Below are 13,303 nucleotides of genomic sequence, written 5' to 3' on the forward strand. Positions count from 1 at the left end.
CATTTACTATTTGTCAAACATGCTCTTATTTAATGAAAATCAGGGAATAATGATTCTTATACGGGGATGGATACTCTTGATATTTTGCCCAAAGTCTCTTTATCAGCAATACCGTCAATGGTGTTAATCTGATAGTTACCATGAAGCACTTCCTCCTCTTTACATGTAGGTTCATCCATTTCTATAGATTTCCAGTCATAGCTGTTATACTGATATAGCTTAGTAATGATTTTCTGTATTGTAGCTTTGAATGCTGAAGCCAAAGTTCCTTCTTCGTCTTTGTCCAACAAGTGGTTTGCCCATGCTGGAACTATAACGATATTCCAAAGGTTTGTAAAGTAACGAGGATCAATAGCATGCCCCCATATGTGCGAAATGATGAAGTTTCTGAAGTGCTTTTTGTTTGTTGTTGTTCCAAGGTCATACCCAGTACGATCCTTAATCAATTGGCACACTCTGGCATTGCCATTGCCACCTCCACAAGTGTTTCCACCACATTTTGTATTCTTACCCCTTGCTCCTTCTTGATAGATAACACAGAGACGCTGAGATTCTTTAGAAAGCTTGAAATAGACTTTGCCTAATGTTTGGTCACACTCATGTACACCATCTGCTGCGTCTGTCGAGTCTTCTTTCGAAGTGTATCGTGCAGGGAGATACTTGACAAAAGATTCTTTTTTATCTTTAAAAGCAGGATCTACATCCTTTTGTTGGCAAATGTATTCTTTAATCTCTTCAAACCTTTCTACCACAAGCTTAGGCGAGAAAAAGTAAGACGATTCTATTGCCAACTTTATAAACCGCTTTGTACTAATATACTCTATTAACGAATCCATACCATCTACTTTTGGATTCTGCGATTTGTCTATTGATTTGCGTACAGAGTCTATGTTGTTTAGAATTTCATTAAATCTCGCATTGTCCTCTTTGCTCAATCTTTTTTTACCATAAATTTTAGTTTCAACGAACTGTCTATATTTCTGGAGATAAGACAAGCGGTTAAGAGTGGTCTTAAGATTGTTTTGGTTTTTATTTTCAATAAATGCTTTCCACTCTTCGAAAAGTGCATTCACGTACAAGCGATCATTTTCTTTTGCAAAAACACCAATAAGATCAAAAAACAAAAACTCTCTACCATCATTACAGGTATATTTGTCTTGTGGACAATATGCTCCAGCTGACTTTATACCCAGATTACGCAACCATTCCTCGTATTCTTCTCTAAAAATAAATTGATTAGCGTCTTTTGCCATAATAAAATAATTTTATAAGTAAGTATTCATATTTATCTTTATATATGAACGGCAATCTGTAGGAGGGTATGGCATCACTGCCATACCCACTCTGCCATGATTGTACAGCCTATTTAGTGGGCATGGCAAGGATGCCATACCCTCCTACTATATGTAAAGATAATTCTGAACTGTTACTAAGTTAATAATATTTATGCTTCGTCTTCAAATGCCATTGATTTAAACATCTATGTAACCAAAAGTTCCCCATGTTGAATCTATTGTGCCTGTCTCTTTGTATATTTCAAAAAACATGCTGACGTAATGTTTTCCGAGATAATGTTTTCCGAAACGGTGTTCGAGCAGTTGCTTGTCTTCAGGACGAACTGTAAGCGAGCTTATCTGATGTCCTTCCCATAAGTCATTTTTCTCGAGGGTCATATCACTAGAGACAACAGTTTCCTTGAAGGTGCTTAGCTTCCGGGCTTCTGCCAGGTGCTGCTGCGCCCCCTCTACGTCATGACTTATCAGACAACTGTGGATGGCGTTAATATAGCCTCTGCCTTCTATAGCCTTGAAAAGCTCGCGATAGTACACAAAGTCGTTCTGGCTATTATCCAGCACACATGCAAAGATGCGCTCTTTCCATGTGTCGAATGTTGGCTCGGCATAGGAGATGTATTTTGGATGTCCAAAGTTCTCTATACAGCTGTTATTCTTGCATATCACTACTACATGCTTTCCTGAAGCTGCAAGCAGTTTCTCTGACAGTAGAATAATCTGATCGAAACCGTTTTGCAATCCTGTGCCATTATAGCATACAACAAATGCCTTCTGTGGCAAAGCTGTCATATGTGGGATTTGTGCCTCGAAGTCGACCAAAGCGTTCTTATCCACCATTAACTCCTTCACCTTTCCTTCGCCAAAAAAGCCCTCGCCTATCCTACTTATAGCATCGATATATGTAATGCTATCTCTTCTTCTGCAAAACGCCACAAGTGGCTTTCGACGTGGAAGCAGGAAGTATTCCTCAAAAACCATTTCGTAATTATATGGTGTGAAGATATGCAACTCGTCTTCTGGCAAAAGACAGTTGAGGTGATTTTCTGTCATATCCTTGTCTTCCACAGCTACTTCTCCGTTAAGACATTTCTCCGAGAATTCGCGGAAGAAGTCTCTATCAAGCAGCTTCGATACTTTCAGCAGCAAGTCGGTGTCGAGACTTGTCTTTCCGAATATCTCGTATGTGGCAGAGCTGGACTTGCACAGTTCTCTGGCAAAGGCAGCTACTGAAGGGTACTTAGCCTTTACCTCTTTCAGAATCTCTTGTCCTATATGATATTTCTCCATTGAATTGTATTATTATATTTTAATTATGTAAGTATTCATATTTATCTTTATATATGAACGGCAATCTGTAGGAGGGTATGGCATCACTGCCATACCCACTCTGCCATGANTCATATTTATCTTTATATATGAACGGCAATCTGTAGGAGGGTATGGCATCACTGCCATACCCACTCTGCCATGATTGTACAGCCTATTTAGTGGGTATGGCAAGGATGCCATACCCTCCTACTAAAGATAATTCTGAACTGTTACTTATTATGCCTACTGTTTCATACCGCGTTGGTCAGAACCATTTGAAATCCTTGTCAAACAAGTTGGATATTGGTTTGAATAGTCTGCACAGGATAAGTCCGACGACTATCAAGCATATACGCACAACTATAGATCCGCTCATCGTAAATCCGAACCAAACAAGGTACAGCGGCGAGCACATAACGGCTATGGTTATCAGCATCATTAGTGATGCAAAGAATGTTTTTATTCCCATGTCTCTATTTTTTTATCCTTTTAAATGGTTTAAGGAACAACGATGTAGTCGCTATGCAGACCATGGAAATACTTGCGGTAGGCATCGTTGGTGGTGTAAATGTCGCCTTCATTGTCTTCCGTAATGAAATATACTTTCAGGTCTTTATAGTGATTTTCAACCAGAATCTTGAAATCTGTGATGAATGCGACTTCCTCAGCTTCTATTTCGAGAACTCCGTTTTTAAGGTCACAATGGAGAATGTTACCACAAAGATTGCGGTCGCCATAGTCTATACCGAGTGCTAAAATAATGTTGCCTTCCCAACCTGGCTCCTCGTCATCTTCCATGGCGGGGCGTTTCTTGTCGGCAAATTCTTTGTAGAGATTGTATATTTCTTGAAGGTTCTCTTGTCTGCCCTCTATTTTATATACCACTCTTATCCAATGCAACTGTGACTTGACAAAAGTCTCCCAATCTATTGTTATGTCTTCTTCCATCTCTAATCAATTTTAAAGTTGTACAATGGTCGCAGACTGTCACCGACTATCTCGAAAGCCACAATGTCGCGAGCGTACTCGTTGCTTCCTACTTTAGCAGAGAGGAAGAACACGTAGGAGCGATTGCCGTATTCATCGTCAAGACTCACTATCTTCTGCACTTCATGGTGGCTGTAATCATCATTAGGATGGGCAAGTTGCAGCAAAGGTCTATGCTCCTCGTGCAGCTTGCCATCTTCTGATTTGAATTTAACCACACAATCTATGTCGGGTGCGGTTCCGCCTTCGCCTGTATTATACCAGATGGCTGTCACGAGACTGTCGTCAGAGACTATTGTATGGTAAATCTCGGTAGAGTCAGACTTACCATAGCTCTTATCGAGACTTGTATCGGAAGACTTGTTCAAACATGAAGAGCATATAGACAATGCCAACAAGGCTATGCTACAAAGCTGGAGTATCCTTTTCCCATTCCTCATAGTTTCCATTAGACATATATTCCCGTTTTAATTTTTCGTCTTCAAAATCACTCGTAAACATACATTCTGCCAAAACCTCACCATCCTCTGCGTATTCGGGGTCGAATACAAGTCCTGGGAGAGTAAGCGGTTCTTCTTGTTCATATATGTACGAACCGATATAGACGTATTCCTTTGGAGGTTCTACCTTATCTTTATCTAAAAATACATCTCTTTCGCGTGCAAAATCAGAGTACTCATCTTCGTATCCTTCGAAATCGTTTAATTCCCACACAAAGCAAAGCTCGTACATCAAACATTCGAAGAAGAAACGTTCGTTGTTTGCTTCTACAAAGTGGCTATGCGTATCCTCTTGATAAAACATAGGATATAACTTCGGCTCAAACATCCAATTCTTACTTACTTCTTTGACAGTTTCCAGAATTTGCTCTTTGATGAACTTGCTCCAAAGGCTGGTAACGCCATAGGCATAGTCTTTCTTTACTTTCAGATATATTTTCATTTTCTTTTCGTTTAGACCTTTATTCTGATGGAGGAAAAATCTGATTGATTACGATTTTATTGCTGTCGTCAAGATACGCTCCGTCTATATCATAAGAAATAGAGAAAAAATCATCACCTTCATCACTTGAATAGCAACCTATTCTTTCCCAAAATTCCTCGTGGAAGGCTTTCATTATTTTCTCATATAGGTCGGGAGCCTTCTCCTGCAACCAAGGGTCGAACTTCTCCCAATAATCTTCTTCCTCCATGTCTTTGAGAATTGTATCTTGGGCTTCTTTCCATAATGCCAGCAACTTCTCAGCTTCCTCGTCAGAGAATTTGACAGTAGCTCCGTTATTATCCCAATTTATATATATTTCTACATTAATCTCTTTCATTGTCTGTGATTTTGTTTAGTTACTTTATGATTGATTACTTGCCAGCCACTCTTTTGCAAGAGTGGTGGCAAAGCCGTAGAAGTCTTTCTTGTGAGCATCTGACCGTAGCTCTTCGTTGTTTTGAAGAAACTCCAGCAGTTGTTCTCTCAACTCTTGGTCCTCAGTCCTTTCAAGAACCACTTTGATGAGTGTAAGTGCACCGTCGTCACCCCAATTTTTGCGTATCATATTCTTCGTCGTTTAGTTGTTTTCTTTTTTACGAATCTCTTGCAGAATAGCTTCGCGCATCCACCATACGGCATACGAGGCAAACTTGAAGCCACGCGACTTGTCGAACTTATGGCTGGCACGTAACATTCCGTAACGACTGGCTGCAATGAGTGCTTCGTCAGAGAGTCCCTTGCCCACATACTGCTTTGCAACAGCCTTGACAAAGACAGAACCGAGTTCTGCCAACTCGTTCTCCGCATTGGAGTCGCCCTGCTGGATGAGGTCGATAAGACGCAAAGCCTCATCGTTGTCGATGATAGGCTTCTTTTCACTGTTTGTTGTAGAATTGTTGTTCATCATGTCTTTAATGTTTTTAGTTGTCGCGCGAAATTTACCCTGTTTTTCTGAAATAAAAAAATCAGACCATAGAAAATCAACAAAAAATCAACTTTTTGTTACTATCATATCTTATTCAAATATAGCCTGGATAATACAACCGATAATCATAAACGCGAGTTGTATGATACTTATCAGTATGTAGCCGCCAAACACAACTATCAAAATTCCGCATAGAAAGAGAAACATGTCTCATGTCTTTTTTAAAGTTTTGCCTACTCCCTTTACAGCGTTTCGGTTTTCTCTGTTATTGTCAGACTGCAATTATACCATGGAGATAAGATGTGTTTTGATAATCAGATATTCTGTATGTAACATAATCTCCCAATTTCTTTTAGTTTGTCACTATTATAACTATTCTTTATCAATGCCCACAGTATGGGCACACGGAAAAATGGAGGGAGCGTAGGTGTAGGAGCTTCGCCATCTGTCAAGATGATGAGTCCTTGGTAACGTGTCTTGCTCTGTGCAACATAGTCTATGACACATTGAAAGTCGGTACCACCACGTCCTATAATCTTTATACCACCCTTCTTTGCTTTCTTCAACGACATTGTCTCGCCATTGATTTCGGTGTCAACCATTACGACATCTATGGTTTCTATGCCATACTTGAAGAATCTATTGATTACGCCAAAGAAGTCGCTAAGCATATCGTTTGACACCGAAGCGCTTGTGTCTACTGCTATAAGCAAGCGTGACGTGAGTTGGTGTACACTGCCCATATAGTCGAAGCCGAAACGGCGACTGGGTCGCATACGGGTAAGTCGGCGCTTACTGCTGATTACCTCAGTACGAAACAACTGCAACACACGCCGATAGTCTATTTTTACTTTGGTTGAGGCGATGATGCTTTCAATCATGTTAGCCGATATGCTTCCCCAATGTTTATTGAACATAAGCGTGTCTATCATCTGGTTGATTTCGGCAACTGCCAATTCGTCTTCCTCCCATAGTTGGACAGAGTCTATGTCTCCACGTTCGGCACACCCCTTTACCTTTTGGGGGATTCGAGCCTTTGACGACTTTTGTTTGTTCTTATCCCCAGCAGTTTGCATCTGTTGCGCTTTCTGCAGCAATTTTTCTATTGCCTTGGCATAAAACTCAAAACACTCACCACGTTCCAACTTATAATCCTTGGGAGAGTCGAGTCGAATAGTCCATTTGCGATAACTGTCGCTAACCACGCAGTTGCTTCCTGCCACAATGGCTTGTGGCGAACAACCGACAGGCTGTCGTGAATAAGGATGTTTGAGAAGAATGCGTATGCACTCTACCTTCAAGTGGTCGCGCAACATCTCTTCGGTCATATCCTTGCATAGTATGGGATTGTACTCTATCCTTCGCTGTCCACTACGCATAGGGCAATTCATGTCTGTATTGGCTACGATATTATGCGAACACATCACCATAAACAGAGCAGGCTCCGTCAAGAACCACTCCAAACTTATCTTCTCTATCCTGCCTGTCATACTTACAGATTCCTAATAAACTCGATAACCTTTTTATATAGTTCTGGTGTCTTGGTGGATATGAACACTACAGCCTTGGGGTATTTGGAATCTGTGATGAGGTTGGTGAAATTGGCAAAGGCCTCCTTCTTTTCGTTGTTAAGTAACCAGGCGGTATAAGCCGTAAGATTGTCGGCACTTGTCGACGAGTCTTTATAGTCGTGTAATTGTAGACAACGGAATATGCCCTCGTTGATAACAGCTAAATGATGAAGTTGCAGACTCTTAAGCTTTCCCCTGACTTTGGCAAAGTCAACGAGCACACTCTTGCCATAGATAATGTTTTTCTCAGCCACCGACGCATAGAAAGCGGTTGTAGCAGCAACACCAATGATACCAGCAACAAACTTCTTGTAGTCGTCCAGACTGTCAATGCCCTTTATTAAATCAGACACCTTCTTCCATGCACGGCGGTCCGGACTCTTCTCCAGTCCCACATACTCATCTGCTTGCTTGATGTTTTCATCCAACCAGTCGGCATTGTTGCTGATAAAGTATATCACTCGCTCATCCAATCCATTCTCTTGTGCCCACAACAACCATTCTGCTGTAGTAGGACGAAACTGATAGATATTGAAACGACTTACAAGTGCAGGATCCAGGTCGGTAAGCTGATATTCGTCGCCTTCATTTACGGCAGATATTATCACGCTACCCTTTGGCAGTTGCCTACCGGCAAGTTTGCGGTTGAGCACAAGGTCCATTACCGTCTGTAATACTTCCGGTCGTGCACGATTCAATTCATCAAGGAACAACACAATCGGTTCACCATCCATTTGAAACCAATATGGCGGCATAAAGTCGGTCTTTCCTGTCTGCTCATTCTTATTGGGCAGACCTATCAAGTCACCAGGGTCAGACATCTGTCCAAGAAACAATGTCACCACCTTCATACCACGCTCCGCATAGAAATTGGTAAGGATTTCACTCTTGCCTATGCCATGCCTACCCGTAAGCATAATGTTCTGGTCTGTAGGCATGGCCGTGAGAAGCCGCTTCAGTTCGTCTATTGATATAGAAATGTTCATTATTCTGTCTGTTTTGTCAGCTTCTGTTGCTTGTCATAAACATCGTACATGGTAAAGATACTCTTCACTATGGTTTCCCAATCGTCTGTCGTATACGACATAGTGAGTTGCATGCAAACCCATTGTCCGAGTCTGATTGTACACGACATCTTGTCGCTGTTTTGTTCCACTTTACCTTCTGCTATATTTAATGTGCAGTCGCGTTCTTTCTTCTTATCATCAAAAAGAGCCTTGAAGGTAGATCGGGCTATCTCCTTTATATTATTATTGCCATACAACTTCAGCACGAGTTTGTCAAACTCTGGTTTCAATTCCGAACCTGCCTTCTCGTCAATCATCTTGAACCAGTCTGCTATCTCTTTTGCTGTTGATACATAGCATCTTAATGGAATGTAGTCATGAGAACCTGGGCAAAATACACTATGAACATCAGTAATGCCCGTATATACCACTACACTATCTTTTTTTTTATTGACGGATGCGATAAAGACGTATTCAGAATTCTTCATCTTCAAAGTATAGTCGTATCCAACACAGTTTCCATATCCACGTTCCTTGTAGGGCTTTAGTTTCCCGAAACCTTTCATCTCGGCATTGAATTCTTTAAAAAACTTATTTATACCTATGATTTCTCCTTTACCACTTAGGTGAGAATTAGGTTGATAACAATTCCACACAAGCGGATCATAGGATTTTCCTACAGCTTCTTCCAGTATTCCCAATCGGTGATTAAGCATGTAGTTGAAAACGTAGTATTTAAAAAAAGAGTTGGGCTTTCTGCCTTTCTCCAATGCACTCATAAGACTGCATTGGAATGCTTCTTGATTGAATAAGTATCCCATTTTTCAACATGCTTTTTTAATGCCAATATTCTTTTGTTACCTCATCAGCTTCCTCCTTTGTCATTGCTTTATCGATGTTGTTGGCTACGAATCTATAGAAGGCACGATAGTCTGGCTCATAAAGCTCTGTAACTTTGGTCCATTCCTGAGGGAAATCATCAGGGCCATGACCATAACCAATATTATCTACAACTGCGGCTACACAGATTTCATCATCGTCATCAAGTCCGATGCCAAATATTGACACTTCTGTTCCGTCACCATCATCGCCTTCACATTCGTCTTCCCAATCAGGCACGGCAATGTAGCGCTTGTCACCTTTCTGCTTGAGAAGACTGATAATTTCTTTGTATGCTTCTTCAATAACATAGTTAGAGAAAAGCGAGAAGAAGTCTCTTTTCAGTAACTTAGAAATCTTTAACAACAAGTCTGTTTCAAGACTTGTCTTATCAAAAATATCTTCAATCTCAGAACTTGCTAAATGCAAATTCTTTGCAAAATTCTCAATAGTGAGGCCCTGCTTTTGAACCTCTTGTTTGATTTCTTGTCCAATATGAATCTTTGTCATAAAGTATGATTTTATATTTTAAAAGCCTACTCCCTTTCCAGCGTTTCGGCTTCCTCTGTTATTATCTCGACAACTGCATCATCGTAAATCAACCTCATACTCATTGAAATAGATGAAGCCGTCCTTCCAATGCTCACAGTTCCACTTGTGGATGTCATCAACAGTAAGAGTGTCACGTTTCAAGACACGTGCGAAATAGGCTAATGCCTCATCCATACTGTTGAACCGCTCGTAACCACACAAAACCGGCTCTTTCAAATGAAAGTCCACACTGACGCGTGTCGGGAAATATTTCCCCTCTGCATCATTTGTTGCATAAGTCTCATCGCAATAACTTTCCACCATATAGTATATGGTCATACCTTCATAGTGGCTTTCAAGCGGATGTCGGAAGTCTGCCGTCACCCAATCTTCCTCGGCTTCAATACTCAATGAATTATCTACGAACTCACATTTTATAATGTTGCCCCGAAGATATTGTTCTTTGGTATCTACTCCGAGACTATACACCATACTTGCATAAGATACAGACTTGTCTTTACCCTCTTCAAGCAGTTTCTTGTTTAGAAGCGTCCTATACTGGTCATATATATCTTGAAGGTCATTTGGTTTGCCTTCAATGCGATAGTATACTGTGGCCAAATACTCCATAAAGCATGATTCTTTTTTTTATGTGACTTTCTTTTGTAGCGCATAGTCAGAACAGCATATCCCTTTCCAGCGTTTCGGCTTCCTCTGTTGTTACTTGTTATTTTGTCACTTGCTTACCCGTTTTGTCAATGGTAATCCAATCACCTCTTAGAGGCAAGACTTTCACAAATCCTTTTACGGTGAATTTCTTTACATCAACATACTGACAAGGAATTACTTCTTCTCCTTCTTCATTCACGAAGCCCCAAAGATTGTTTAACCTGACACCTGCATATCCATTCTTAAATATCCTTGCGTCTTCATACTTGTTGCAAGGAACGACAACTTTGCCAGTCATACTGACTAATCCCCATGTGTCATCCTTGTTTTCCTTGACGTAGGCGTATCCATTTTCCATGTCAGACACATCACTATACTTACAAGGAATTATCTCTTCTGAATTCATGTTAATCCATCCATATTTGAAATTCCGCTTAGCTCGAGCTATTCCGCCCTCTTCAAAGGACCAGAGAAAATTATATACGCACGGGCCCAATAATTTTGTTACGCTATTATATATTCCGTATTTTATATCGCATATCTCGCCTTTTGCGTATCGAGTAATCCTGTACAAGAAAATTCCGTGTCCTATACATTTTGGATAGAAATCTCCTACAAAGTCATACTTTGCCTGTAGTTCTGCAGCAATCAGTTCCTTTTCATCTTTTGTAAGCGCGTTGAATTCACCAATAGGACCTGTCAATGACGGATTCTCAAACCCAATCGTCATTAGTGAAGTGCAGCCAGCAAACGCCATTCGCTCCACAATCTTCACATTCTTGTTTAGATATACAGACTCCAGATGCTTGCAACTTGCAAAGGCTTTGTCATAAATACAGCATTCGCAGTCATCACTTATCACGATGTTGAGACTTTTCAGTCCGGAATTTCTGAACGCAGACTTGTCGATAATCTTCAGGTGACTTGGAATATTTATCTCTTCCAAAGCTTTGCAGTCAGCAAAGGCTGCTTTCCAAATCTTACCCAAAGTTTCTGGCAAGGCAATTTCCTTCAGATTTTCACAATGAGCGAAACTCTCTATTCCGATGAAATCTACTCCAGGCATTGTTATCTTGAAGAGCTTTATGCAGCTTGCGAAAGCTCTTGTGCCCAAGTCGGTAACTGATGCTGGCAATACCACCTCATGAAGATTGTCAAGTCCTTGGCATGCGTCATCGCAAATAGCCTTCACACCGTCTTTCACTTCAAGGTACTCTGGATTGCCGAGTACTTTCAACAAGCGAAGTCCATCCTCGCTGTAGATTGGTCCAGAAACCTTGTTGCGTCTGGCTTTCTTGATTATTGCTTGATCTTCTTTTGTCAATCTTGTATTCATATCTTCTGTAGTATTCATATGATTTAAGTATGTGTTCATATTTATCTTTATATATGAGCGGCAATCAGTAGGAGGGTATGGCATCCCTGCCATACCCACTCTGCCATGATTGTACAGCCAATTTAGTGGGTATGGCAAGGATGCCATACCCTCCTACTTTATTCTGGTGCAAAGGTATATGTTTTTATGCCTTTATCCTCTATAGTCATTATCGGACAAACAGGAATGGAGTGTCGGAAAAACCGGAAAAGCCTATAATTGCTCGTCTATGCTGGCTGACTCAATGTTACAGAGATAGGGACAGCGGCTCATGGCAATGTCCTCCACATAGTGGGTGTCTTCGTTGGGTCGCATCACGAAACGTTCGTGTGTAAGCACATCGGGTACGTCTGGCTTGCGTCCATAAGCGGTACAAAGCAAGCATCCCCTAATTTCGGGGTCTGTGGCAAGCATGCGTGTATCCTCTACTACGGAGCGCAGCTGCTCCACAAGTTCGTTTATCTCGCTCTCCAAAGCCTTAAGCTCGTTGCTTTTCTGCCGCATCTCGTTTACATAGTTGCGATAGAACATCTCCAGTTGTTCAATCGACTGCGTGCGGTAAGCGTCGGCATTATTGTCGTGCCATACGTTGAAGAGCAAGATGTTAAGGCGGTCGAGAAACTTGAAGTTCTCGTCAAAATCGGATATTTGTCTAAAAAACATACTGTTGTAGCTCCTCCCTTCTAACGTGTCTCTTTATAAGCCTCAAGCGCCGTGATAGTGCGGTTCATCTGATTCTGGCAACTGTCGGTCATGTTGATTACTTGCAGACAGAAGTTCTTGGTGTGCTGTTGGGCATTCTCCAGTTCGGTGTCAAGCTGGCGTATCTTGGCTTTTATGCTCTTCATAATATCCTCGGCCTTACTGATGTTTGCCTTGCAGTCCAAGTCGGTCTCGCCTATTTGACCTCGCGCACTTGGGCATTTGTCGAGAGCATAGTCGTAGCGTGATATTACAGAGTTTGCCTTATCCTCCACAAAATCCATAAACATCTGAGCCTCACGCTGCCTTTCGTTCAGGTCGTCCTTTATCTTGTCTATCTGTCTTGCCACAAGCAGCCCCACAGCACTTGTTCCAGTCTTGAAATCGTTTAGTTTGGAACAATACGCCCTGAGCACCTCAATCTCCTTTACATTTATGTCGTCCATAGCTCGCTTGCGGTTATCTTACGTTTCTGTAATCCTCAAGAACCCTTGCAAGGCGGTCTATATGGGCCGAGAATTCGCGCATCTCCTGAGATAGGCGTTCAATCTCGCGGTTGCGTTGGTCAAAATTCTGCATAAACTGTGCTGCCTTGTCGTCGTTCCACGATTCGCACACACGGTGGCACTCTGCATTAAGTTTTTGAAACAGATTGGTGCAGGCCTCGGCAGCCTGATTAAGTTTAGCGCCGAATTGGCGAAGTTCGGCAAGGTCTTTTACGCCAGCATCGTATGCCATAGTCTTTATTTTTTTTGTTAGTTTTTAATTATTTACCTTTACAGTTGAAATACCTATGTCTGTATTATAATATAAATCTCCGTTCCGTGTCACCGAATGTACGTTCCGTGTCGCCGAATGGCCGTTCCGTGTCACGGAATAGAGATTTATATTGTTTTAGCCAACAAATTTTATAAGTAAGTATTCATATTTATCTTTATATATGAACGGCAATCTGTAGGAGGGTATGGCATCCCTGCCATACCCACTCTGCCATGATTGTACAGCCAATTTAGTGGGTATGGCAAGGATGCCATACCCTCCTACTATATGTAAAGATAATTCTGAACTGT

At 41.3% G+C, this 13,303-nt stretch carries 18 protein-coding genes; all 18 read right to left on the reverse strand.

Annotation, left to right across the window (positions count from 1 at the left end):
* Positions 1-56 precede the first annotated feature (56 nt).
* The 18 genes from C9991_RS01575 to C9991_RS01655 all read right to left on the reverse strand — a co-directional run bounded on the left by C9991_RS01575 (position 57) and on the right by C9991_RS01655 (position 12,971).
* Entirely contained in the window at positions 57-1,253 is a 1,197-nt protein-coding gene (locus C9991_RS01575) for a PM1201 family protein (protein ID WP_106810879.1), read from the reverse strand.
* A 219-nt stretch (positions 1,254-1,472) separates the two neighbouring features.
* Positions 1,473-2,582 (reverse strand): hypothetical protein, encoded by a 1,110-nt coding sequence (locus C9991_RS01580; RefSeq protein ID WP_106810880.1) that lies wholly within the window; start codon positions 2,580-2,582, stop codon positions 1,473-1,475.
* A gap of 286 nt (positions 2,583-2,868) precedes the next feature.
* Entirely contained in the window at positions 2,869-3,072 is a 204-nt protein-coding gene (locus C9991_RS16585) for a hypothetical protein (protein ID WP_157949335.1), read from the reverse strand.
* Positions 3,073-3,101: 29 nt separating this feature from the next.
* On the reverse strand, positions 3,102-3,551 hold the full coding sequence (locus C9991_RS01585) for a hypothetical protein (protein ID WP_106810881.1): 450 nt from the start codon (positions 3,549-3,551) through the stop codon (positions 3,102-3,104).
* A gap of 2 nt (positions 3,552-3,553) precedes the next feature.
* A complete protein-coding gene (locus C9991_RS01590; RefSeq protein WP_106810882.1) occupies positions 3,554-3,958 on the reverse strand; it encodes a hypothetical protein in 405 nt (134 codons plus the stop codon).
* Positions 3,959-3,995: 37 nt separating this feature from the next.
* Positions 3,996-4,532, reverse strand: coding sequence for a hypothetical protein (locus C9991_RS01595; protein ID WP_106810883.1), 537 nt, complete (start codon positions 4,530-4,532; stop codon positions 3,996-3,998).
* A gap of 19 nt (positions 4,533-4,551) precedes the next feature.
* A complete protein-coding gene (locus C9991_RS01600) occupies positions 4,552-4,911 on the reverse strand; it encodes a hypothetical protein (RefSeq protein ID WP_106810884.1) in 360 nt (119 codons plus the stop codon).
* Positions 4,912-4,935: 24 nt separating this feature from the next.
* Positions 4,936-5,139, reverse strand: a complete 204-nt coding sequence (locus tag C9991_RS01605; RefSeq protein ID WP_106810885.1) for a hypothetical protein — start codon at positions 5,137-5,139, stop codon at positions 4,936-4,938.
* A gap of 12 nt (positions 5,140-5,151) precedes the next feature.
* On the reverse strand, positions 5,152-5,481 hold the full coding sequence (locus tag C9991_RS01610) for a sigma factor (RefSeq protein WP_106810886.1): 330 nt from the start codon (positions 5,479-5,481) through the stop codon (positions 5,152-5,154).
* A 332-nt stretch (positions 5,482-5,813) separates the two neighbouring features.
* A complete protein-coding gene (locus tag C9991_RS01615; protein WP_106810887.1) occupies positions 5,814-6,989 on the reverse strand; it encodes a VWA-like domain-containing protein in 1,176 nt (391 codons plus the stop codon).
* Positions 6,990-6,991: 2 nt separating this feature from the next.
* A complete protein-coding gene (locus C9991_RS01620; protein ID WP_106810888.1) occupies positions 6,992-8,056 on the reverse strand; it encodes an AAA family ATPase in 1,065 nt (354 codons plus the stop codon).
* Positions 8,056-8,898, reverse strand: a complete 843-nt coding sequence (locus tag C9991_RS01625; RefSeq protein WP_106810889.1) for a hypothetical protein — start codon at positions 8,896-8,898, stop codon at positions 8,056-8,058. The genes C9991_RS01620 and C9991_RS01625 overlap by 1 nt, the downstream gene beginning before the upstream one ends.
* 16 nt (positions 8,899-8,914) lie before the next feature.
* On the reverse strand, positions 8,915-9,466 hold the full coding sequence (locus C9991_RS01630) for a hypothetical protein (RefSeq protein ID WP_106810890.1): 552 nt from the start codon (positions 9,464-9,466) through the stop codon (positions 8,915-8,917).
* A 78-nt stretch (positions 9,467-9,544) separates the two neighbouring features.
* Positions 9,545-10,117, reverse strand: a complete 573-nt coding sequence (locus C9991_RS01635) for a hypothetical protein (protein WP_106810891.1) — start codon at positions 10,115-10,117, stop codon at positions 9,545-9,547.
* Between the two features lie 97 nt (positions 10,118-10,214).
* A complete protein-coding gene (locus tag C9991_RS01640; protein WP_198643728.1) occupies positions 10,215-11,492 on the reverse strand; it encodes a leucine-rich repeat protein in 1,278 nt (425 codons plus the stop codon).
* A 252-nt stretch (positions 11,493-11,744) separates the two neighbouring features.
* A complete protein-coding gene (locus C9991_RS01645) occupies positions 11,745-12,194 on the reverse strand; it encodes a hypothetical protein (protein WP_106810893.1) in 450 nt (149 codons plus the stop codon).
* Positions 12,195-12,214: 20 nt separating this feature from the next.
* Complete coding sequence (locus C9991_RS01650) at positions 12,215-12,679, reverse strand: hypothetical protein (RefSeq protein ID WP_106810894.1); 465 nt, start codon at positions 12,677-12,679, stop codon at positions 12,215-12,217.
* 13 nt (positions 12,680-12,692) lie between these two features.
* Positions 12,693-12,971: a WXG100 family type VII secretion target gene (locus C9991_RS01655; protein WP_106810895.1), complete on the reverse strand. Its 279-nt coding sequence runs from the start codon at positions 12,969-12,971 to the stop codon at positions 12,693-12,695.
* Positions 12,972-13,303: the final 332 nt, after the last annotated feature.

Source organism: Prevotella merdae (genome assembly GCF_900290275.1).
Lineage (GTDB): Bacteria > Bacteroidota > Bacteroidia > Bacteroidales > Bacteroidaceae > Prevotella > Prevotella merdae.

Coding starts and splice junctions, on each gene's coding strand:
- C9991_RS01585 (WP_106810881.1), bottom strand. CDS start 3,551: ATGGAAGAAGACATAACAATAGATTGGGAGACTTTTGTCAAGTCACAG.
- C9991_RS01640 (WP_198643728.1), bottom strand. CDS start 11,492: ATGAATACAAGATTGACAAAAGAAGATCAAGCAATAATCAAGAAAGCC.
- C9991_RS16585 (WP_157949335.1), bottom strand. CDS start 3,072: ATGGGAATAAAAACATTCTTTGCATCACTAATGATGCTGATAACCATA.
- C9991_RS01575 (WP_106810879.1), bottom strand. CDS start 1,253: ATGGCAAAAGACGCTAATCAATTTATTTTTAGAGAAGAATACGAGGAA.
- C9991_RS01615 (WP_106810887.1), bottom strand. CDS start 6,989: ATGACAGGCAGGATAGAGAAGATAAGTTTGGAGTGGTTCTTGACGGAG.
- C9991_RS01655 (WP_106810895.1), bottom strand. CDS start 12,971: ATGGCATACGATGCTGGCGTAAAAGACCTTGCCGAACTTCGCCAATTC.
- C9991_RS01650 (WP_106810894.1), bottom strand. CDS start 12,679: ATGGACGACATAAATGTAAAGGAGATTGAGGTGCTCAGGGCGTATTGT.
- C9991_RS01635 (WP_106810891.1), bottom strand. CDS start 10,117: ATGGAGTATTTGGCCACAGTATACTATCGCATTGAAGGCAAACCAAAT.
- C9991_RS01645 (WP_106810893.1), bottom strand. CDS start 12,194: ATGTTTTTTAGACAAATATCCGATTTTGACGAGAACTTCAAGTTTCTC.
- C9991_RS01630 (WP_106810890.1), bottom strand. CDS start 9,466: ATGACAAAGATTCATATTGGACAAGAAATCAAACAAGAGGTTCAAAAG.
- C9991_RS01605 (WP_106810885.1), bottom strand. CDS start 5,139: ATGATACGCAAAAATTGGGGTGACGACGGTGCACTTACACTCATCAAA.
- C9991_RS01600 (WP_106810884.1), bottom strand. CDS start 4,911: ATGAAAGAGATTAATGTAGAAATATATATAAATTGGGATAATAACGGA.
- C9991_RS01595 (WP_106810883.1), bottom strand. CDS start 4,532: ATGAAAATATATCTGAAAGTAAAGAAAGACTATGCCTATGGCGTTACC.
- C9991_RS01580 (WP_106810880.1), bottom strand. CDS start 2,582: ATGGAGAAATATCATATAGGACAAGAGATTCTGAAAGAGGTAAAGGCT.
- C9991_RS01610 (WP_106810886.1), bottom strand. CDS start 5,481: ATGATGAACAACAATTCTACAACAAACAGTGAAAAGAAGCCTATCATC.
- C9991_RS01620 (WP_106810888.1), bottom strand. CDS start 8,056: ATGAACATTTCTATATCAATAGACGAACTGAAGCGGCTTCTCACGGCC.
- C9991_RS01625 (WP_106810889.1), bottom strand. CDS start 8,898: ATGGGATACTTATTCAATCAAGAAGCATTCCAATGCAGTCTTATGAGT.